At 66.6% G+C, this 20,140-nt stretch carries 16 protein-coding genes; 6 read left to right on the forward strand and 10 right to left on the reverse strand.

Annotated features, from left to right (window positions below; all coding sequences use genetic code 11):
* The first annotated feature begins 387 nt into the window (after window positions 1-387).
* Window positions 388-2,061: an alpha,alpha-trehalase TreA gene (gene treA, locus XarjCFBP7645_RS18525; RefSeq protein WP_104538628.1), complete on the forward strand. Its 1,674-nt coding sequence runs from the start codon at window positions 388-390 to the stop codon at window positions 2,059-2,061.
* Window positions 2,062-2,208: 147 nt separating this feature from the next.
* Here treA and XarjCFBP7645_RS18530 read toward each other — a convergent pair whose 3' ends face one another.
* Entirely contained in the window at window positions 2,209-3,168 is a 960-nt protein-coding gene (locus tag XarjCFBP7645_RS18530; RefSeq protein ID WP_104538629.1) for an arabinan endo-1,5-alpha-L-arabinosidase, read from the reverse strand.
* A gap of 319 nt (window positions 3,169-3,487) precedes the next feature.
* The gene (locus XarjCFBP7645_RS22115; protein WP_104538630.1) at window positions 3,488-5,587 is read right to left on the reverse strand and encodes an NHL repeat-containing protein; all 2,100 of its coding nucleotides are present in this window, start codon (window positions 5,585-5,587) and stop codon (window positions 3,488-3,490) included.
* 204 nt (window positions 5,588-5,791) lie between these two features.
* Between XarjCFBP7645_RS22115 and XarjCFBP7645_RS18540 the strand changes: the two genes are divergently transcribed.
* Window positions 5,792-6,487, forward strand: a complete 696-nt coding sequence (locus tag XarjCFBP7645_RS18540; protein ID WP_104538631.1) for an AIM24 family protein — start codon at window positions 5,792-5,794, stop codon at window positions 6,485-6,487.
* 549 nt (window positions 6,488-7,036) lie between these two features.
* Here the strand turns inward: XarjCFBP7645_RS18540 and XarjCFBP7645_RS18545 are convergent.
* From XarjCFBP7645_RS18545 to XarjCFBP7645_RS18560, 4 genes are all read right to left on the reverse strand, one after another.
* Window positions 7,037-7,948, reverse strand: coding sequence for a CorA family divalent cation transporter (locus XarjCFBP7645_RS18545; RefSeq protein WP_104538632.1), 912 nt, complete (start codon window positions 7,946-7,948; stop codon window positions 7,037-7,039).
* 187 nt (window positions 7,949-8,135) lie between these two features.
* Window positions 8,136-9,512, reverse strand: a complete 1,377-nt coding sequence (gene cycA, locus XarjCFBP7645_RS18550) for a D-serine/D-alanine/glycine transporter (RefSeq protein ID WP_104538633.1) — start codon at window positions 9,510-9,512, stop codon at window positions 8,136-8,138.
* Between the two features lie 304 nt (window positions 9,513-9,816).
* Complete coding sequence (locus XarjCFBP7645_RS18555) at window positions 9,817-10,032, reverse strand: hypothetical protein (protein ID WP_104538634.1); 216 nt, start codon at window positions 10,030-10,032, stop codon at window positions 9,817-9,819.
* A gap of 351 nt (window positions 10,033-10,383) precedes the next feature.
* Window positions 10,384-11,259 (reverse strand): DMT family transporter, encoded by an 876-nt coding sequence (locus tag XarjCFBP7645_RS18560; RefSeq protein WP_016902964.1) that lies wholly within the window; start codon window positions 11,257-11,259, stop codon window positions 10,384-10,386.
* Between the two features lie 214 nt (window positions 11,260-11,473).
* Between XarjCFBP7645_RS18560 and XarjCFBP7645_RS18565 the strand changes: the two genes are divergently transcribed.
* Together XarjCFBP7645_RS18565 and XarjCFBP7645_RS18570 are read left to right on the forward strand one after the other, a co-directional pair.
* Complete coding sequence (locus XarjCFBP7645_RS18565) at window positions 11,474-12,415, forward strand: class I SAM-dependent methyltransferase (protein ID WP_429001473.1); 942 nt, start codon at window positions 11,474-11,476, stop codon at window positions 12,413-12,415.
* A gap of 206 nt (window positions 12,416-12,621) precedes the next feature.
* The gene (locus XarjCFBP7645_RS18570) at window positions 12,622-13,170 is read left to right on the forward strand and encodes a hypothetical protein (protein ID WP_258079583.1); all 549 of its coding nucleotides are present in this window, start codon (window positions 12,622-12,624) and stop codon (window positions 13,168-13,170) included.
* Window positions 13,171-13,350: 180 nt separating this feature from the next.
* On the opposite strand, the gene XarjCFBP7645_RS18575 is transcribed toward XarjCFBP7645_RS18570, so the two are convergent.
* Window positions 13,351-13,563 (reverse strand): hypothetical protein, encoded by a 213-nt coding sequence (locus tag XarjCFBP7645_RS18575; RefSeq protein WP_104538636.1) that lies wholly within the window; start codon window positions 13,561-13,563, stop codon window positions 13,351-13,353.
* Between the two features lie 419 nt (window positions 13,564-13,982).
* Between XarjCFBP7645_RS18575 and XarjCFBP7645_RS18580 the strand changes: the two genes are divergently transcribed.
* Window positions 13,983-14,528 (forward strand): hypothetical protein, encoded by a 546-nt coding sequence (locus XarjCFBP7645_RS18580; RefSeq protein ID WP_104538637.1) that lies wholly within the window; start codon window positions 13,983-13,985, stop codon window positions 14,526-14,528.
* Between the two features lie 64 nt (window positions 14,529-14,592).
* Here XarjCFBP7645_RS18580 and XarjCFBP7645_RS18585 read toward each other — a convergent pair whose 3' ends face one another.
* From XarjCFBP7645_RS18585 to XarjCFBP7645_RS18595, 3 genes are all read right to left on the reverse strand, one after another.
* A complete protein-coding gene (locus XarjCFBP7645_RS18585) occupies window positions 14,593-15,492 on the reverse strand; it encodes an NAD(P)/FAD-dependent oxidoreductase (protein ID WP_104538638.1) in 900 nt (299 codons plus the stop codon).
* A 418-nt stretch (window positions 15,493-15,910) separates the two neighbouring features.
* Window positions 15,911-16,351 (reverse strand): Rrf2 family transcriptional regulator, encoded by a 441-nt coding sequence (locus XarjCFBP7645_RS18590; protein WP_221230700.1) that lies wholly within the window; start codon window positions 16,349-16,351, stop codon window positions 15,911-15,913.
* Between the two features lie 140 nt (window positions 16,352-16,491).
* A complete protein-coding gene (locus tag XarjCFBP7645_RS18595) occupies window positions 16,492-18,315 on the reverse strand; it encodes a diguanylate cyclase (protein WP_146096365.1) in 1,824 nt (607 codons plus the stop codon).
* A gap of 484 nt (window positions 18,316-18,799) precedes the next feature.
* On the opposite strand from XarjCFBP7645_RS18595, the gene XarjCFBP7645_RS18600 reads away from it, so the two are divergent.
* Window positions 18,800-19,891, forward strand: coding sequence for a DUF1615 domain-containing protein (locus XarjCFBP7645_RS18600; protein WP_104538641.1), 1,092 nt, complete (start codon window positions 18,800-18,802; stop codon window positions 19,889-19,891).
* Window positions 19,892-20,140 lie beyond the last annotated feature (249 nt).

Here is a 20,140-nt window from a genome sequence, read left to right on the forward strand (position 1 = left end):
GGCGCGTCCACGCCGCGCTGCAATCGGTCAGGCGGGCAGGGCCGCCCTGCCCTGGCCCTGCCCCATGTTCGCCAGCTGCCATGCACTGGCAGTGCCGCCCGCCCGTCGCTCGCCACGCTGCGCCCGCCGCGCGCTGTGGCGCGCATCTTGCAGCGATGTCGGCAATCCGACGCGGTCCGCACGCGGCTCAAGCTGCCTCGATCCGGGCCGATAGGCCTGAATCGGCAACGCAGCCCGCGCAACCACCTGCAGCACCGCGCCGGATCACCTTGCTGAATCCAGTCGTCTCCGTGCGAAGCCTGTCGGCCTGCCGACACCGTCGTCCGGCCCCGCCCGCCACTTCGGTCGTTTACCATGCCGCACGTCACTGCCCGTTCTGGAGATGCCATGAGTTCTGCCGCGCCCCCGTGCTGCACGTCGCTGCTTGGCCTGTCGCTGAGCATGTTCGTGGCGCCCTGCACGCTGACCGCCGCGCCCATGGACACTCCGGTCGTCAACGCACCGGCGGCCACACCGCCCACGCCCGACCTGGCCTACCCGGAACTGTTCCAGGCGGTGCAGAGCGGCGAGCTGTTCGACGACCAGAAGCATTTCGTCGACTTTCTGCCGCTGCGCGACCCGGCGCTGATCAACGCCGACTATCTGGCGCAGCACGATCACCCCGGCTTTGACCTGCGCAAGTTCGTGGACGCCAATTTCGAAGAGTCGCCGCCGGTGCAGACCGACGCGATCCGCCAGGACACCGCGCTGCGCGAACACATCGACGAGCTGTGGCCCAAGCTGGTGCGCAGCCAGACCCACGTGCCGCCTTACAGCAGCCTGCTGGCGCTGCCGCATCCGTACGTGGTGCCGGGCGGACGCTTCCGCGAGGTGTATTACTGGGATTCCTACTTCACCATGCTGGGCCTGGTGAAGAGCGGCGAGACCACGCTCAGCCGCCAGATGCTGGACAACTTCGCCTACCTGATCGACACCTACGGGCATATCCCCAACGGCAATCGCAGCTACTACCTCAGCCGCTCGCAGCCGCCGTTCTTCTCCTACATGGTGGAACTGCAGGCCGGCGTGGAAGGCGAAGCGGTTTACCAGCGCTACCTGCCGCAGCTGCAGAAGGAATACGCCTACTGGATGCAGGGCAGCGAAGACCTGCAGCCCGGCCAGGCCGCGCGCCATGTGGTGCGTCTGGCCGACGGCAGCCTGCTCAACCGCTACTGGGACGAGCGCGACACCCCGCGCCCGGAAGCCTGGCTGCACGACACCCGCACCGCCGCCGAGGCCGGCGACCGCCCGGCCGCCGAGGTCTACCGCGACCTGCGCGCCGGTGCCGAGAGCGGCTGGGACTACACCAGCCGCTGGCTGGCCGATGGGCAGAACCTGCGCACCATCCGCACCACCGCCATCGTGCCGATCGACCTGAACAGCCTGCTGTATCACCTGGAGCGCACCCTGGCCCAGGCCTGTGCGCAGCCGGGTGCCGAGTGCACGCAGGACTACGCGGCGCTGGCACTGCGCCGCAAGCAGGCCATCGATGCGCACCTGTGGAATGCGGCCGGTTACTACGCCGACTACGACTGGCAGACCCGCAAGCTCAGCGATCAGGTCACCGCCGCGGCGCTGTATCCGCTGTTCACCGGCCTGGCAACCGACGCGCACGCCAAACGCACCGCCAGCACCGTGCGCGCGCGCCTGCTGCGCCCCGGTGGCCTGGCCACCACCGCAGTGAAGACCGGCCAGCAGTGGGACGAGCCCAACGGCTGGGCGCCGCTGCAATGGGTGGCGGTGGACGGCCTGCGCCGTTACGGCGAAGACGCGCTGGCGCGCACCATCGGCGAGCGCTTCCTCACCCAGGTGCAGGCGCTGTTCACGCGCGAGCACAAGCTGGTCGAGAAGTACGGCCTGGAAGCCGACGCGGCCGGCGGTGGCGGCGGCGAATACGCGCTACAGGACGGCTTCGGCTGGACCAACGGCGTCACCTTGATGCTGTTGAACCTGTATCCGGACACAGCGACCACGCCGGCGCACGTCAAACGCGTGCGCAAGCCCGAAGCGGCCACGCGCTGAGTGTGCGCCAGCGCTGCCGGGCACTGCTCGGCAGCGCTGGCGGCCTTGCGGCTCGTGGCAGTCGGCAACGTCGGCGGATCGCTGCACCACACATCGCCTGATCGCTGCGACATTGCATAGCGCAGCAGCGCGTTCGATGGGTTGCGGCTACTGCACCACCGGCCATGCGCTGCCGTCATAACCCAGCCGGTTGATGCCCAGGCGCGCGTCGCCGCGGTCGTCGTAGTAGTGGTAGACCAGGATGTCGCCGTCGCCATCGCGGAACACCGATTGCCCGCCCGGCCCATGCATGCTGCCCAACCCGGACTGGATCACCGTGCCGCCGCCGTTGCGCATGTCCACACCGGCGCGATCCAGGTACGGCCCGGTCACCGAGCGCGCACGTCCCACCGCAATCTTGTAGGTGCTGCTGGCGCCCTTGCAGCACGCATCGAACGACACGAACAGGTAGTACCAGCCATTGGCCTGCTGGATGAAAGGCGCCTCCACCGCGCCCGGGGACGGACGGCTCGCCAGGCTGTAGCGCGTCGTGTTGCCGGACAGCTGCTTGCCGGTGCCGGGATCGAGCTGGATCAGCTTGATCCCCGACCAGAACGAGCCAAACGCCAACCACCACTTGCCATTGCCATCCACCACCAGATTGCCGTCGATGGCGTTGTAGTCGTCGCTGCTCTTGGAGGTGTAGACGATGCCTTGATCCTTCCACGAGCCAGGCTTGCCGGTGCTGCTGCTGGCAAGCGCAATCGCCGAGGTATTGGTTGCGAACTTGGAGGCGGTGTAATACATCAGATACTTGCCGCCGTGGAAGGACACATCCGGTGCCCACAGCTGGTTGTCCGGGTTGTAGCTGCGCACCCAGCTCGGCATGCTGCTGAAGATCGCGCCCGCATTGCTGAACTTGGTCCGGTCGGTACTGGTGACCACGCCGGTAGTGGCATAGATGTAGTAACGCCCATCGCTCAGCTTGAGCATCGACGGGTCGTGCACGATGGTGTCACCGCTCACCACACCTGGCCCCACTGCCGCTTGCGCAGGTGCGCTATGCAAGCCAATGGCAGCAGCGGCCAGGGCCAACAGCGACGCGATCGCGCCACCACGCAGCGACATTCCAGACCAGCCTCCTTCCACTCGACTGCCACCGACGACGCGCATCGCCCCACTCCTTGAACAACGTAAAGACGTTTTCTGTAGGAGCAATCTAGCCCGGCAGCAATGCCACGAATCCGACGCCGATCTCAGAAGCACGGTGCAGGCGAGTTGGCACTGCGTTTTGCGACGCGCCTTCGTAGCGGAGCGTGCGATGCAGCCGAGTGCCGGGCGTGAGTCTGTGGATCGAATCTCGATAGCAGCGAGGTAATGCACAGGTCCCTGCACCCCGCATGCGTCACCGATACGCTATGTCATCATCAACGCAACGCTGTACGCGTCATTCCACCCGCACGCGTAGATCCCGATTGGCGTTCGCCTCATTGCCGCTGTAATCACGCGCGGTTATCCGGAGTACGTAGTCGCCCGGCGGCAGCGCGCCGGCCTGCCACTGCCCATTGCCGATGCGACCATCGCGCACCATGTTGGTGACCAGATAGAGGAAGCGCGTCACCGCGCTGCCATGCACGGTGATGCCACTGTCGGGCGCGTAGGCGGTGAGCACCGCAGCCGGATCGGCCGGCATGCGATCGAACACGATCGTCATGCGTGGCTCCGCTTCGCCGGCCAGCGGCACGCCTTGCGCATCCAGCACCTGATACCCCAGCGCATACAGCCCCAGGCGACGACGCGGCAGATTGCGATCCACCTGGTCCCAGGCCTCCACCACGATCTGCACCGCAGTCCCGAGCGGTACGTGCACCCTGCCTTTGTTCATTGGCAAGGCTTGGCCAGCTGAGTCGAGCAGACTCACCCGGTCGATATGCGGCGCCACATGGTCGGCATAACCGACAAAGCCCAGTTGCACCGCATTGCGTTCGAAGCCGTTGGCACCTGCGGTCAGATGCACATGCGCCATGCCGTTGAGCGTACCCAGTGCATCTCCGGCACGGAAACGCGTGCCGCGCAGCACACGCATGCGATCGGGCTTGCCATCCACATCCGTCACCAAATGGAAGCGCTGCGGATCCAGCGGCGTCCCTTGTGCGGTGCGGCCCACGCGCATATGGGTGTAGCCGATCGTGTCCAGTGCCAACCACTCGCCCAATTGCCCCACCCCCCAGGTCGGGGACGGGCTGGAAACTTTGGCATCGGCAATGGCGTGCACGGTTTGGCCGACATCGCCACGGATATCCAGGCCCGCATGCAGATGATCGCGGCTCAGACCCTGGTAGTTGCCACGCACCTCGCCAAGCGTGCCGACCACCTCATGCCACCCGGCCTGCGGCTGCAACGGCCAGCGGCCCTGGGTGACGGGCAACGGCTGCGTGGCAGCCGGCCCGACCACGGGCGCGGCGTTCGCGTTCGCCGCAGTGGCCGGCACCAGCCGATGCACGCGTGCGCTGCCGGCATCGCTGACACACACCGCACCTTGCGCATCCACCGCGATCCCCGCCGGGCGCGACATGCGTTGCATCACGTCCTCGCCACTCATTGTCACCACATGCCCGGCACGCGTCACCTGCAGCACGCGCCCGCTTGCATCGCCCACGTACAGCACGCCGTCGTGGGTGAGCGCAAGCGTCATCGGGCGATGCAACAGCGGGCTAAGGTCGGCAGGATCGCCACCGATCAAGGTGCTGACGCTGCTATCCGGTGCAATACGGCGAATCGCGTCGTTACGCATGTCGGCCACCCACACCACACCGTGCGCATCCACCTTGAGGTCGGTCGGCGTATCGAAGCGCGCCTGATCACCAACACCATCGGCCATGCCCGGCAAGGCGCCGCCGGCCAGGGTGCTTACCTGCCCATCTGGCGCGATCACGCGGATGCGATCGTTGTAGGTATCGGCGACATACACGCGCCCTTGCGCATCCACCGCCACGCCGATCGGGCCATTGAAGCGTGCCTGCGCAGCGGCACCGTCGCGAAAACCGGCACTGCCATCGCCGGCCAGCGTGGTCACCACGCCGTGTGGCGTGCGTTTGCGGATCGCATGGTTGCCGGTGTCGGCGATGTAGAGATTGCCGGCCGTATCGAAGGCGATACCCGATGGCGTATTGAATTCCGCCGCCGCGTCAACGCCATCGGCGAATCCTTCCTGCCCACCGGCCACGGTCTGCACGCTGCCGTTGTCGAGCAGCCTGCGAATGCGGTTGTTGTCGCCGCCATCGGCGATGTACAGCGCGCCGTGCGGATCGATCGCCAGTCCGTAGGGATCGGCAAACCGTGCATCGGCAGCACGGCCATCCACTGCGCCACGCACACCGCTGCCGGCAACCCATTGCAACTGTGCCTTCCAGCCCAGCGGCGTTGCCGTGGGACCTTGTGTCTGCGGCGGCGCATCGGGTGCCGGCGCAGACCACCAGCTCGCCAGCAACGCCGCCGCGCCTGCCAGAAGAACTGCGCAGATCCATAGCGCGTATCGTTTTGTCATGCCGGTCGCGGGTGTCGGAGGACTCGCACTTTAAGCGCTTCTTGCGGGTTGCAGCGACTGGCGGGCAGTGGTGCGTGAAGCACAAGACGCATTGCGCCACTACCGTAACGCCGGCATCCCACTGCCCAAGAGCGCTTGCACGTGCTGCTGACGCACAGGCCTGCCGCGTATCATGCGCACTCTTTCATCCTCCAGGACGGACCCATGGCCGTACGCACGCTCAACGAATTTCTCGCCCATTCCAAGGAAAAGGACGTCAGCCCCGATCCGTTCGAACTGGAAAACCCGCATCTGCTGGAAGTGCGCCTCGACGGCATGGTGTGGTCCAAGGCCGGCGCCATGGTCGCGCGCACCGGCAACGTCAAGTTCACCCGCGAGGGGCTGCTGGAACAGGGCCTGGGCAATCTGCTGAAGAAGGCGGTCAGCGGCGAAGGCATGCAGCTGATGAAGGCCGAAGGCCAGGGCCGGGTGTATCTGGCCGACCTCGGCAAGCTGGTGACCTTGCTGCGTTTGAATGGCGAGGCGATCTTCGTCAACGGCAACGACGTGCTGGCGTTCGAATCCGGCGTCCAACACAAGATCACGATGATGCGCAAGGTAGCCGGCATGCTGTCCGGCGGCCTGTTCAACGTGCGCCTGAGCGGCCACGGCATCGTGGCGATCACCTCGCACTACGAGCCGCTGACCCTGCCGGTCACCGCCGCCAGCGGCCCGGTGTTCACCGACCCCAACGCCACCGTGGCCTGGTCGGGCACGCTGTCCCCGGAGCTGGTCACTGACGTGTCGATCGGCACCCTGTTCGGCCGCGGCTCTGGCGAAAGCCTGCAGATGCGCTTTGCCGGCGAAGGCTGGGTGGTGGTGCAGCCGTACGAAGAAGCCAGCTTCCAGGCCAAGGGCTGATCCAGGCCGCCCGGCAGCAATCAACAATGCGCATCGCCTGGTTGCATGCTACGCAGCTGGGCAGTTTTCCAGTCACGGCGCAGTGCGCAGTGACAGCTGCGCATCCCAGCCCACCCTGTAGGAGCGCCCCCTGGGCGCGAGGGACTTCCCGGTAACGCCGCATCGCGCCCAGGTGCGCTCCTACGGGGTTTCCTGCAGTCTGCCGCGCGCTGCACAGCTACCGCGCTGCCCCAGCTTGGCATTGCGTAGTCACGCAACCGTAGGCAACAGATGATTGCGCTGACGGCACTCGTAGGAGCGCCCCTGGGCGCGAGGGCCTTCCCGATAACGCCGCATCGCGCCCTGGTGCGCTCCTACGGTTTCCTGCATTCTGCCGCGAGCTGCACAGCTACCGAGCTGCCCTAGCTTGGCATTGCGTAGTCACGCAACCGTAGGCAACAGATGAGTGCGCTGACGGCACCTCGTAGGAGCGCCCCTGGGCGCGAGGGCCTTGCCGGTAACGCCGCATCGCGCCCTGGTGCGCTCCTACGGGTTTCCGGCTCTGGTGCATCACACCCATCCGCGCTTGCGGAACCATGCCAGCGGCACCAGCATGCTCAGCACGATCACGCCCAGCGCCCAGTAATACGCGTCGTGCCACTTGAGCTCGGGCATGTAGGCGAAGTTCATGCCCCAGATGCCGACCAGTACCGTCGGCGGGATGCCGACCACCGACGCCACCGCCATCACCTTCATCACGTTGTTCTGGTCCATGTTGATCATGCCCAGCACGCTGTCGAGCAGGAACTCGATGCGGTCGTCCATGTGCTGCTGGAACTCGCTCAAGGTGGTCAGGTCCTTGTGCAGCAAGCCGATGCGTTTGGCCGCATCGGCACCGAACCAGTCCGGCGCGGCGTCGTCCAGATAGGTGACCAGGCGCAGCAGTCCCTGCCCGGCATTGTGCAGCCCGCCCAGTCGCCGGCCCATGCCTCCGACCTGATGCAGCATGCGTTCCAGATCACGGGTCTTGTGCGGGTTGTCGAACACCTGCCGGGTGGTATCGGTGACCTCGGCTTCCAGCGATTCGAGCCGGTCCGCCAGGCGCCCCACCAGCTGGTCGAAGATGCGCAACAGCAGATCGTCGGCGCTATGGCAGGACGCATGCGCAAGGCGCGCGGCCACCGCATCCAGCGAGCCCATGTGCTGTTCGCGCAGGGTCACCAGCATGGTCGGCGATAGTGCAAAGCCCAGCGGCGCAGTCGGGCCATCGTCGTCCTGAAAGCGCGGCACGTTGAGAAACAGCACCTCGCCCTGGCGCCGCACCCGGCTGGAGAATTCGATCTCGCCGATGACCGCGCGATCCGGCAGCGCGAACCCCACCTTGTCTGCGGCCTGCGCTAGTTCCTGCGCGCTGGCCTGGCACAGGTCGACCCAGCACCCTTGCGTGTGCTGCGTTCCGGCAATGGGGTGCGTCGTGATCATGCGATGGGCCGTGGCAATGGATGGCGGCGAGCATCCCGTTCCACCCAAGCCACGTCAACGTCGCGCGCATCGCGTGCTTAGCTGCCAGTGGCCTTTATCGCGGCGCCGTGCAGCCACAGACGCCAGGGCCCCGCAGTGCGGGGCCTCGGTGAGGGCTTCGGTGGATGTCTTCGCTTGCTCCGCGCGCTCAGCCGCTGCGCGTCTGCCGCCGCTTCACCGCATAACCGATCGCCAGGATCAGGAACCACACCGGGCTGGCCAGCAAGGCCTGGCGCGTGTCCGCCTGCAGGGTCAGCAGCACGATGACGAAGGCGAAGAACGCCAGGCACACGTAGCACATCAACACGCCACCGGGCATCTTGAACGCCGAGGCCGCGTGCTGCTCGGGCCGCTTGCGCCGGTACGCGATGTAGGCGCACAGGATCAGCGACCACACGAACATGAAGAGCACTGCCGACAAGGTGGTGACCAGCGTGAACGCAGTGACCAGGTTGGGGATCAGGTACACCAGCATCGCGCCCAGCAACAGGCACACGCAGGAGAACAGCAGCCCACGTGCCGGCACCGCTGCACGCGAAAGCTTGGCAAAGCCCTTGGGCGCATGCTGTTCTTCGGCCAGGCCGTAGAGCATGCGGCTGGTGGAGAAGATGCCGCTGTTGGCCGACGAGGTGGCCGAGGTCAGCACCACGAAGTTGATCAGGCTTGCGGCCGCCGGCACGCCGGCCAGCACGAACAGCTCCACGAACGGGCTCTTGTCGGCCACCACCTGACGCCACGGCGTCACCGCCATGATCGCGATCAGCGCCAGCACATAGAAGATCAGGATGCGCACCGGGATCGAGTTGATCGCCTTGGGCAGGTTGCGGCGCGGGTCGGCAGTCTCTGCGGCGGTGGTGCCGACCAGCTCGATGCCGACGAAGGCGAACACGGCGATCTGGAAACCGGCAAAGAAGCCGCCAATGCCCATCGGGAACATGCCGCCGTCGTTCCACAGGTTCGACAGCGAGGCCACATTGCCCGACGGCGAGCGGAAGCCCCAGGCCACCAGCCCGGCGCCGGTGAGGATCAAGGCGCAGATGGCGATGATCTTGATCAGCGCGAACCAGAACTCCATCTCGCCGAACAATTTGACCGTCACCAAGTTCAGGCTCAGCAGCAACAACACGCAGGCGATGGCCGGAATCCACGGCGCCAACCCGGGGAACCAGAACTGCGCGTAGGCGGCGATCGCGATGACGTCGGCGATGGCGGTGATGATCCAGCAGAACCAGTACGTCCACCCGCAGAAGAACCCGGCCCACGGCCCGAGCAGATCGGTGGAGAAGTCGATGAACGACTTGTACTCCAGGTTGGACAGCAGCAACTCGCCCATCGCGCGCATCACGAAGAACAGCATTGCGCCGATGATCAGATAGACGAACAGGATCGACGGGCCGGCCAGGCTGATCGTCTTGCCCGAGCCCATGAACAGCCCGGTGCCGATCGCGCCACCGATGGCGATCAGCTGCAGGTGGCGATTGGAGAGACTACGTTGCAGATGATCGGGCGCGGACGGGTCTGACATGGGGCACGGCACCGGCAAGTGAACAAGCCGTCAAAAATACGAGATCGCGGCAGCGCGCACCAGCGGTTTGCACAGCGGCCCCGGGTAGGCCGCAGCATGCGCCAGCGAATGGTGGTCGGCTTGCCCCATCGTGGTGCGCCGCTCATCCACGCGGCCACTGTTGTCATCGAGGGGCCGCAGCCGTCAGGGATGCACGCAAGGCATCGCCGGAGCAGTCACCGCCATCCGCCTGGAGCCTGCGCGCTGCGGCGTTGTCATCGGCCGCGTCTGCCTGGTGGTGGCACAGTCGCGTTGCTAGCCGCGATTACCCCCCGGCAAGCCCGCCGCCAACGCGGCCCGGCAATGCCTGATCGTCGTCCTCTTCCAGATCGCCCACCTCCTCGCGCAAACCGCCCTGCTGTGGTGTCTGCTCTTCCAGCGGGATATCTTCTTCGTTGGTATCCGGATCGGGCGTGCCGTGTGCCGACAGACCGGCGCTGGCGGCGGTCATCAGACGCGAAGCGAGTGGATTGAGCTGCATGGGGTGACTCCGACCGGTCGAATGGAGCACCGACAGTGCGCATCGCGGCGCTACCGCACCGTGATCCCGGGCAGCGGAATGCTGACGCACCGTTGACGTCGGCAGATAGACGCTGGGCCACGTTGCTCCTGCATCTGGCAAGTGGGACGCCCGAGCTGCTCGCCAATCGCTGCGACATCGCCGCATCGCTGAAACCTGGCGTGCACTGCGCAGGGAGCCTGCTGCGCCGCCGTAGCGGGAATCGGGAATCGGGAATCGTAATGGCATCAAGCGCATCGCGGCACTTCGAAGCAGCGCCGTTCCGATTCCCCATTCCCGACTCCCCCATTCCCGCGGCGCACAGCGCCGCCCTCACACGATCTTGGTCCGCCGCCACCACCGCGATACCTGCTCTTCACGGATCAGCGTGAACAGGCCCGCGCCCAGAATCAGGGCGATGCCGACCGCCATCGGCCAATCCAGGTGATCGTGAAACAGCAGGTAGCCGAAGGCGATCGCCCACAGCATCTGGCTGTACTGCGTTGGCGCAACCACACTCACCGGCGCCATGCGCGTGGCATACATCAGGCAGATCGCCGCCAGGCCGGCAAGCAGGCCGTAGCCGGCCAATAGCCCCCACTGATACAGCGTGGGCCAGACAAAGGTCGGCAACATCATGATCCCGCCCATCACCAACGGGCCGATCACCCCGGCGCCGTACAAGGTCAGGCGTTTTTCGCTGTGGCCGGCCATGCGCAGGGTGATGACCGAGATCGCACCGACCAGGCCGCACACGATCGCGGCCACATGCCCATGGGTGAGATGACGAAAGCCCGGGCGCAGCACGATCAACACGCCGATGAAGCCGACGATCACCGCCGACCAGCGCCGCCAGTGCACCTCTTCCTTGAGAAACACCACCGACAGCACGGTGACGAAAATCGGCATCAGGAAGATCAGCGCAAACGCCTCGGCCATCGGCAAGGTGGTGAACGCGATCACCGAGGTCAGGTTGCCGATGGCGCCGGTGAGCGCACGCAACAGCCACAGGCTGGGTTGCTTGGCCATCACCAGTTCGCGCAACCGGTCGTCCGGCTTTTTCAGGAATGGCACGGCCACCAGCATCAGCAGTGCACCGAGAAACAGCACCTCATACACCGGCAGCGTGCCTTCCAGCAGCTTCACGAACGCATCGCTGATCGAATAGGCCGCATAACAGGCAAATCCCAACAACACACCCTTCAGCATTTGCCGATCCTCCGCGGTTGGCGCCAATCGGACAACATGTCGATGGGGCAGTGCGCAGTATGCGGTGCGGCGTGCGTCAGAGGAATCGGCGCACGCATCCGGGCACGATGGCTGCTGCATCGCCATCGGCATACCGTCGCATGCGACCCGGCTTCCCGCGTCGCTGCAGATACCGCCGCTGCGCCGCCCCGCCATCGTGCCGGAGGTGGATTGGATGCGCATGCGCGATGGGGTCGGTTACGATGCCAGTCCACCCCTCGCACCAGCAACGCGCGTAACGCGCGTAGACCCAGACCAGCAATCCGTGCCCCACTATTCCGGCCCACTACTCATTTGCTCCGATGCCCAGGCGCTGCTTGCCGCGCGCGGCAGTGGTCTGACCCAATGGACCGGCTCGCTGGATCTGGGCCGCAGTACCGGCACCGCCCAGCTGGATGCGCAGACCTGGCAGTGGCGCGGCAGGGGCTACCCGTATCCGGGCAAGTTCAAGGAGCGCACGCTGTACTTCTGGGACGGTGACGATTTCGCCCCGATCTCGCGTTTCAGTGGTGCGCTGATCAAGCTCATCCCCACCGAATGGGGCGCGCCCACCTTCGAGATCGATGGCATCAAGATGCTGCCGTCGGCGCAGTTGTCGCCGTTCGAGGATGCGCGGCGCAAGGTGGCGCTGGTCGCGCCACGTGGCAAGATCGTCCTGGATACCTGCGGTGGGCTGGGCTACTTCGCCGCCTGCTGCCTGGAAGCCGGGGTGGCGCAGCTGCAGTCGTTCGAAAAGAATGCCGATGTGCTGTGGCTGCGCACGCTCAATCCCTGGTCGCCGGACCCGGACGATGCCGCCTACGGCGGGCGCCTGCAGCTGGCCCATGCCGATATCTCGCAGCACATCGCCACGCTGGCAGACGATTCGGTCGATGCCATCCTGCACGACCCGCCGCGCTTCGGCATCGCCGGCGAGCTGTATTCGCAAGTGTTCTACGGTCAGCTGGCGCGGGTGTTGCGTCGTGGCGGACGCCTGTTCCATTACACCGGTGCGCCCAATCGACTCACCAGCGGGCGCGATGTACCCAACGAAGTGAGCAAGCGCCTGAGCAAGGTCGGCTTCAGCACGCAACTGGCGCTGGATGGTGTGCTGGCAACGTTGCCGGCGCGGCGCTGATTGCGGGATTTTTGCCGCAACTGAAAACGCGCAGATCGGTCGCGGCCAGCTGCAGATCGGCGCTGCACGCCAAGCCGCAATGCAGCAGGCAGATGCCGTCCCAGGCGTCGGCCGCCTCCGTCTGACTGGAGCGCAGCCGGTGTGCCAGCCACGCCTGACCAGCAAACGGATCTGCGATACTGCAGCGCCCACGACAAGGACGTTGCATGCGCATCCGCTTTCCGACCTGGCTACTCGCCGCGCTGTTGGTGATGACCGGCGCACACGCGCAGACCGCGCCGCAGACGTCGCCGCCGCCGCAGCCCATGTCCGAAGTCACCACCCGCCATCCGGTGACCACCGCGGTCCTTGCCGGGCGTACGATTCGCCTGGGCGAACACGCCGGCAAGTGCGCAATCCTGCGCGATGACGAAGTGCTCCCGCTGGGCATCGGCGCACCGTGCTACTTCAGCATCAATCGCGAATACGGCGCCCAGGTGCACCACTTCCAAGGCAGCGACATCGTGCTGGTGCAACACGCCCACCCTACCTCGGCGCCGGACTGGGATAGCAAGGTGTACGGGCCGATCTGCGCGTTCGAAGCGCAGTCCGTGCGCGAAGTCGATGGCGTGCTGGAGCCCGGCAGCGTCGCCACTTCCTGGCACTGCGACCCGACCATGGGAGCCGATCAGAAGCAGTTCGTCTACAGCTACGACACCTGGCCCAAGCGCGAGACGCAGACGCCATCACGCCGGCAAAAACAAACGCAGCCCTGATGGCCGCATGATGCGCAGGCGTCGATCGATCGGCGCAGGTGGTCGTCACTGCCCTGCGCCCGACGGCTGATCGACGCCGCATGCCAAACATCGGCTCGCCGTACGCGGGCGCGGGCGCAGCCGCGTCGTCGTCGACAGCGCGGCACCGCAGTTGCGCATGCTGTGCAACGACCGCGCAGGTCATCGCCTGCCGTGTCGGTACGCCGTCCAGGCAACGTAGGTGAACCAGGCGATGACCGCCAACGGCACACTGGTCAGCAAGCCATCCCAGCCGATGGCGATCCAGAACCGCTGCGGGTCTGCATCCGCGTAAAAAATCCTGGTCGGCCGGCCGCGGATGACGCTGATATAGCGCCCCGTGACGATCGCCTCCAGCACCAGCCACAGCCGCATGCAACAGGCGATCGCCACGACAACGGCTCCCCCGCCGATGATCCATTCGTGGATCCGGGACGCTGCGGGAGCTGGCGCAGGTGGCGGTGATTTGGGCCGCTTTTTTTTCACGCAGGCACCGGTTCGATGGTGGCGGCGCAGTGTACGCGCAGCACAACCGGCCGAGGCCATCCATCGCACGCATGCAACACCTGGTGGTCGCGCAGTGAGCGCATGCCACGCACCTGCCGGCTGAGCGCGGCCGCTATACTGATGGCGCAGCGCACTCGCTCAGAGTGAATGGAATGCTCCACGCTGCATTCGTCTCAGGGAAGATGGCCAGCAACAGTGCAACATGGATTGTCCGGACGCTTCCTTGGGGTTTTTGCTGTCTTCGCCCTGCAGTGGCGACAACGGCCTCGTACCAAGGATCTTTCGCTTTGAAGACGTTCACCACCTTCCTGCTTGTCTCTTTCAGTCTGCTGCTGGCTGCCTGCGGTGGCGGCACCACCACCGGCGCCTCCAAGCTCTCCTCCAGCGACTACCTGCTGCACAACATCTCGGTCTGGAATGGCGCGGTCACCATCGTCGACCCGTGGGTGTCGGGCGATCGCGGGCAGAGCCTGGTGGCCGATGCCATCGCGCACAAGCCGCTGGACGGCTACAAGACTGCGCTGGGCAGCCAGCGCAAGGCACTGGCCGCCAACGCGCAGGCCAATACAGCCATGGCCTCGGGCGTGCCCGACAACGCCAAGGACCTGGACGGCAAGCTGTCGGCCTACCTCAACAGTGCCGACGCGATGATGGCCGCGCTAGAACGCGTGGCCGCCCTGCCCAACGGCTACGGCAACCCCGAGCTGGCGCCGTTGGCCAAGGATCTGGAAACCGTGTCCACCCGGCTCAACACCGATATGGAAGCGCTGAATACCGCGCAGCGTGCGTATTCCAAGCAGCACAAGATTGCGATGCAGGAAGTCAGCCAGTAAGCAGCGCAGCCGCGATCAACCCTGCAGGCCGGCATGGTCTGCAGGGGCGATCGCAACACGCCGCTCAGTTGCTCAGACCGAACATCAACGAACGATGCGTTGCCACGCCGGCCATTGCGCCGCTGGCAACCGCAAAGGCGATCGATGCCGCCGGGTTGGCCACATCGCCGCAGGCAGCGATACCCGGCACCGAGGTGGCCTGCATGGCATCCACCGCGATATGACTGCCCAGCGGGCCATCGCTGGTGCTGCATCCCAGCGATGCGACCAAGGCACTGAGCTCGGTGTGGGTGGTGACGAACAAGCCATCCAGCGCGCAGACCTGCCCATCGCGCAACACCAGCTCCAGCACGTCGCCGTCGCCTTGCAGCGCCGCCACTGCGCCGCCTACCACGTGCACGCCACGTGCCTGCAAGTGCGCGTGCTGCGCCTCATCCAGCACCAACGTGTCGTTCAAGAACAGCTGTGTTGCGCCCCAGTCCGGCAGCATGGCCGCCTGATGCACCGCAAAGGCGGAGGTGGCCAGCACGCCGATGCGGCCCTGCTCCAGCTCATAGCCGTGACAATACGGGCAGACGAACACCTGCGTGCCCCAGCGCTCTGCCAGGCCGGCCAGCGCCGGCAGACGATCGACCACCCCCATCGCCAGAACAAGCCGACGCGCCGTATGCGTGGAGCCATCGGCCAGCGTCACCTCGAATGCCTCCGCCTCGCCGCGTAGCCGTGTCACCTGGCCGTCGGCCCACTGCACGCTCGGATAGGCCAGCAGCTGTGCGCGTCCCGCATCGGCAATCTGCGCAGGCAATGCACCGTCGCGGCTGAGAAACCCGTGCGAGGTGGCGGCAAAGCGATTGCGGCGCTGGCCGCCATCGATCACCAGTACCGCGCGCCGTGCACGCGCCAGCTGCAGCCCGGCCGACAGCCCGGCATAGCTGCCGCCAATGATGATTACGTCGTGCTGCATGTCCGCTCCCGATTGAAATCCGCTTTATGTAATTTTAGATGTTACATTAAAAGACTGGCGATTCAACCGCGGTGTGCTGACGTGGTCACCTGCTCGATGGTTGAAGGGTCGTGTGCGACCCAAGGTTGCTGCGCTGCCTGCTGTCGCGCTTGCCGTGATCGGCGGCGGTTCGCGTCATCACCTGAAAGCAATGGACAGTGCCGCGTAGCGGTACTGCGCGGGTGCGCACGTCACACCACGTCGGGAAAAACGGCAGCGTCCTGGCGATTGCGCCCGGCCAAGCGCGCCCTGTCTGCGATCGATGCCGACCAGCTGCCGCAAAGCGCATGCGTACGCCGCATGGGACTGCAAGCGCAGGCATATCGCGCGCCTGCCAGCCCGGCTGCACGTCATGCACAACGGCGTATGCAACAGCGCGTCAGCGCCTGCGTTTGCCTGTCGGCAGACCGGCAGGCAGCGCGGCTGCCGTGCACAGCGCATCGAACTCGTCCGCCAGCGTTGCCAGCGTCACCGTGCCCAGGCGCTGCAGTAATACGGTTTGTGCCTGGGCCAGCGCGTCGGCGATGGCTGCGTTGACTACCCGCTCCACGCCACATTGCGGGTTGGGGTGATCGGCGCCGATCGCAAACAGATGCGGGCCGCCCACTGCACGATGCACGTCCAGCAATGTCACCTGGGTCAGGTCGCACGCGATATGCCAGCCACCGTTGTGGCCCTTGCTCGACTGCACGTAGCCGGCAGCGCGCAAGCCGGCCATGGTCCGACGCACCACCACCGCATTGGTCGACAGCATGCCGGCGATCTGCTCGGAGGTCATCGGCTGCTGGCTCCTGGCCATGTGCAACAGCACATGCAGCATGCGGGAAAGGCGGCTATCGGTTCGCACGCGGTATCGGTTCGCTCAATCGACGGAAGGCAACGCGGCAGCGCCACCGCACGATTGTGCCGCAGTCCCGCGCAGATGTCGCAGCCGGCGCCGCGCAGCTGCGCATGCGGCACTCAACACACCGCCCATTGATCGCGCCCGGCGGTCTTGGCGGCGTACAGGGCAAGATCGGCCTGCCCCAGCAGCGCATCCAGACCGATCCCCGCAGTGACGCTCACCGCGCCCATGCAGAACCGCACCGGCTGGTCGGCGGGCAGGCCGGCGATCTCGATCGCGGCCACTGCATTACGCAGCCGCGCGAAGACGGCAGGAATCTCCTCTGCGCTACAGCCCGGCAGCACCAGCAGGAATTCCTCGCCGCCCAACCGTCCCAGGCGATCCTGTGTCCGCAGTGCCAGCCTGGATGCGCTGGCGAGCGCCTTGAGCACGGCATCCCCGGCCGCGTGCCCGTGCATGTCGTTGATCAGCTTGAAGTGATCCAGATCGATCAATGCCAGCATGCACGGAACCTGCGAGCGCACCGCTTGCTCGATCTGCTGCTGCGCCTCGGCGCGAATGGCGCGGCGGTTGGGCAGGCCGGTGAGTTCGTCGCGCATCGCCAGCCGCGAGAGTTGCCGCCGGTGGCGCGCACTGAAGGCCAGCACCACCAGCGTGCCCAGCAACAGCAGGCAGGCGGCGCACAGCGCGATCCACAGGGTGCGTTGACCGGCTTCGCGGGCCTGCAACGCCAGTTGCGCGGTCTCGCTGCGCCGGCGCAGCTCGGCGGTTTCGGCGCCGCGGCGCGCGTCTTCGTAACGCGCCTGCAGGCGCAGCATGACGGTATCGCGCTGGCGATCCAGGCTTTGCGCGCGCAGCGTGTTGGCGCGTTGCAGTTCCTGATACGCCTCGGCATGGCGTCCCTCCGCTGCCAGTGCCTGGGCGATGGCATCGAGCAGTTGCGCGCGTCGTTTCAACGGCAGATTCGGATCGTCCGCTGCCTTGGCCGCGACGATCTCCACGCCGAGGCTGCCGGACTTGAGCGCGGTCAATGCCTGGAGCAACACCGCGTGGCAGGCCGCCACACGGCCGACGTTGCCTTGCCGTTGCATCAACGGTAGTGCCTCGCGCGCCATTGCCAGGGCCGCAGTGGCATCGCCGGTTTCGATCAGCACCTCACTGGCGCTGGTCAATGCCGCGGCCACACCGGCCTGATCGCCCAGCTCGCGACTGAGCGCCAGCGCACGCTTGAAATGCAGCAATGCCGCGTCCGGCTGCTGGGCTGCCAGCGAAGTGCCGTATTCGTACTCGATCAGGCTGCGCTGGAAGCGTGCCGGCTGGCCGCGCAGGCGCGCCAGGGCGCGCTGCAGATAGTCTTCGGCGTCGCTTTCTTCCGCAGAACGCCCCCCCACGCGGGTGGCCAGCGAGCCGAGCTGGGTCAAGGCATCCAGTTCCAGACTCAGGCTGTGTTCGCGCACGGCGCACTGGTAGCTGGCCTGTGCGGCGTTCCAGGCCTCGTCGCTGCTGCCGGAGGCGAGCATGCTCCACATGTCGACCGCCTCGACCTCGCACAGCAGATCGTTGCGCCCCATCGCACGCGCGCGCTGCCGCAGCGCTTCCAGCCGCGCCAGCATGCCGCGATTGGGATTCTCACGCACATCGTTGAGCGCCTGCACGATCGCCAGCCACAGCTGCGCCTGCGCCGCATTGCCACGTACCCGTTCCGACATCGCACGTGCCTGCGCCAGTGCCGTCTGACGGCGCTCGGTCTCTTCCAGGGATATCAGCACGCGCGCCTGCGCCAGCAAGGCCCAGAACTGCGCATCGGCATCGCCATCGCTACGGGCACGCTCCAACGCGGCCTGGGCGGCCTGCAAGGCGGCCTTGGGGTCGTCGATCGCGGCGGTTTCGATGCTCTTCCACGGCTGCGGCTGCGCCCACAGCGTCGCGCTGAACAGCATTGCTGCCATCCCGACGCCCATGCGCTGCCAACCTGGCCTCGCACCGCTCATCGACACCTCACGGTGACGATGAGCCACACCGCAGGACTGCCGTGCACAGCACACGCCGCCCGGCCCATGTCGGGCTTGCTGGTTGCTGCGGCACTCAAGCCCTCCCTTGGTTGGCTGGCAGTGGAATCGGGGGCAACGTCGGCATCTGCCCGAACGCCACATCGATGCAGGCACCCGGTCATGATGACCGGCCGGCGCGACAGGTCATGTGATCGCCACGCTTGGCGTCAAGAACGTTATCGGCCCGCATGCAGCGGGCTTGAATCGGCCTGCAAATCGCGCTGGCAGCGGCCCGCGGCCGTGCACCCGCCATGCGCTGCGGCGCAGCGGGCAACCCGCACCGTCGCGACGGCGCGGCGCCGATGCAGCCGCCCGGCGACAGCCACGTAAACTGCGGCACGGCACCTGCCGCTACCTGGATCCTGGAGACACCGTGATATCCCGCCTGCCCCGCCTGCTCACGCTGCTTGCCGTCGCCTTGCTGTCGGCCTGCGCCACCCAGGCGCCGCGTGCGCCACAGCGCTCCCCGGACGCGGTCAAGGCCGACATCGCCCGGCGGCTGCCGGCCACGCTGAGCGATCGCAACGGCTGGGCCGACGATGTCTACGTGGCATTGTCCTCGCAAGGGCTGGACACCAGCGCCGAGTATATCTGCGCGGTGCTGGCGGTGACCGAGCAGGAGTCGACCTACCAGGCCAACCCGGTGGTGCCCAATCTCGGCAAGATTTCGCGCGCCGAGATCGACCGCCGCGCCAGCGCGCATCACATCCCCGGCTTCATGGTCGATGCCGCCCTGCGCATCGACTCGCCCGACGGCCGCAGCTATGCCACGCGCATCGCGGGTGCGCGCACCGAGCAGGAGCTGAGCCGCATCTTCGAAGACTTCACCGGCAGCGTGCCGCTGGGCGCGCGCCTGTTCGACGGGCTCAATCCGGTGCATACCGCCGGGCCGATGCAGGTCAGCATCGCGTTTGCCGAGCAGCATGCCGAGCGCTATCCGTATCCGCCCGGCGCCTCGATCCGCCACGAGGTGTTCAGCCGTCGCGGCGGGCTGTGGTTCGGCACCAGACACCTGCTTGGGTACCCAGCCCGTTACGACGCACTGCTGTACCGCTTCGCCGACTTCAATGCCGGCTGGCACGCCAGCCGCAATGCCGCGTTCCAGGCGGCGCTGAGCAAGGCCAGCGGCATCGCGCTGACCCTGGATGGCGACCTGCTGACGCCCGGCGCCAGCCTGGATGCGCCCGGCGGCACCGAACGCGCCGCACGCGCCCTGGGCAGCCAGCTGGCGATGAACGACCGGCAGCTGCGCCGTGCCCTGGAGGCCGGCCACTCCGCCGATTTCGAAGACACCGCGCTGTATCGCCAGGTATTTGCGCTGGCCGAGCGCAGTGCCGGCAAACCGCTGCCGCGCGCGATACTGCCCGGCATCACCCTGGAGAGCCCCAAGATCACCCGCACCCTCACCACCGCCTGGTTCGCGCAGCGGGTGAACGAGCGCTGGAAGCGCTGCATGGGCAAGTAGGGCTGCCAGCAAAGCCGCTGCGCACCGAAACGCAAGTGCAGCGGCGGTTGCCGCGAACGGACCTGCCGCCCGCACACGTCCGCGTCTGCGCATCGTCTCCACCGCTGCGCTGTACCCGCGCCATGCGGGCAGCGCGTGACCGGTCGCGCTGCGCGGGGGCACCATCGCCGGTCGCGCCAAGCGGGAATCTGCGCGTTCTGGATCTGCCGCATTGGCGAGATAGCACCGCCTGGTCACCGGCACGACTTC

Source organism: Xanthomonas arboricola (assembly GCF_002940665.1).
Taxonomy (GTDB): domain Bacteria; phylum Pseudomonadota; class Gammaproteobacteria; order Xanthomonadales; family Xanthomonadaceae; genus Xanthomonas; species Xanthomonas arboricola_B.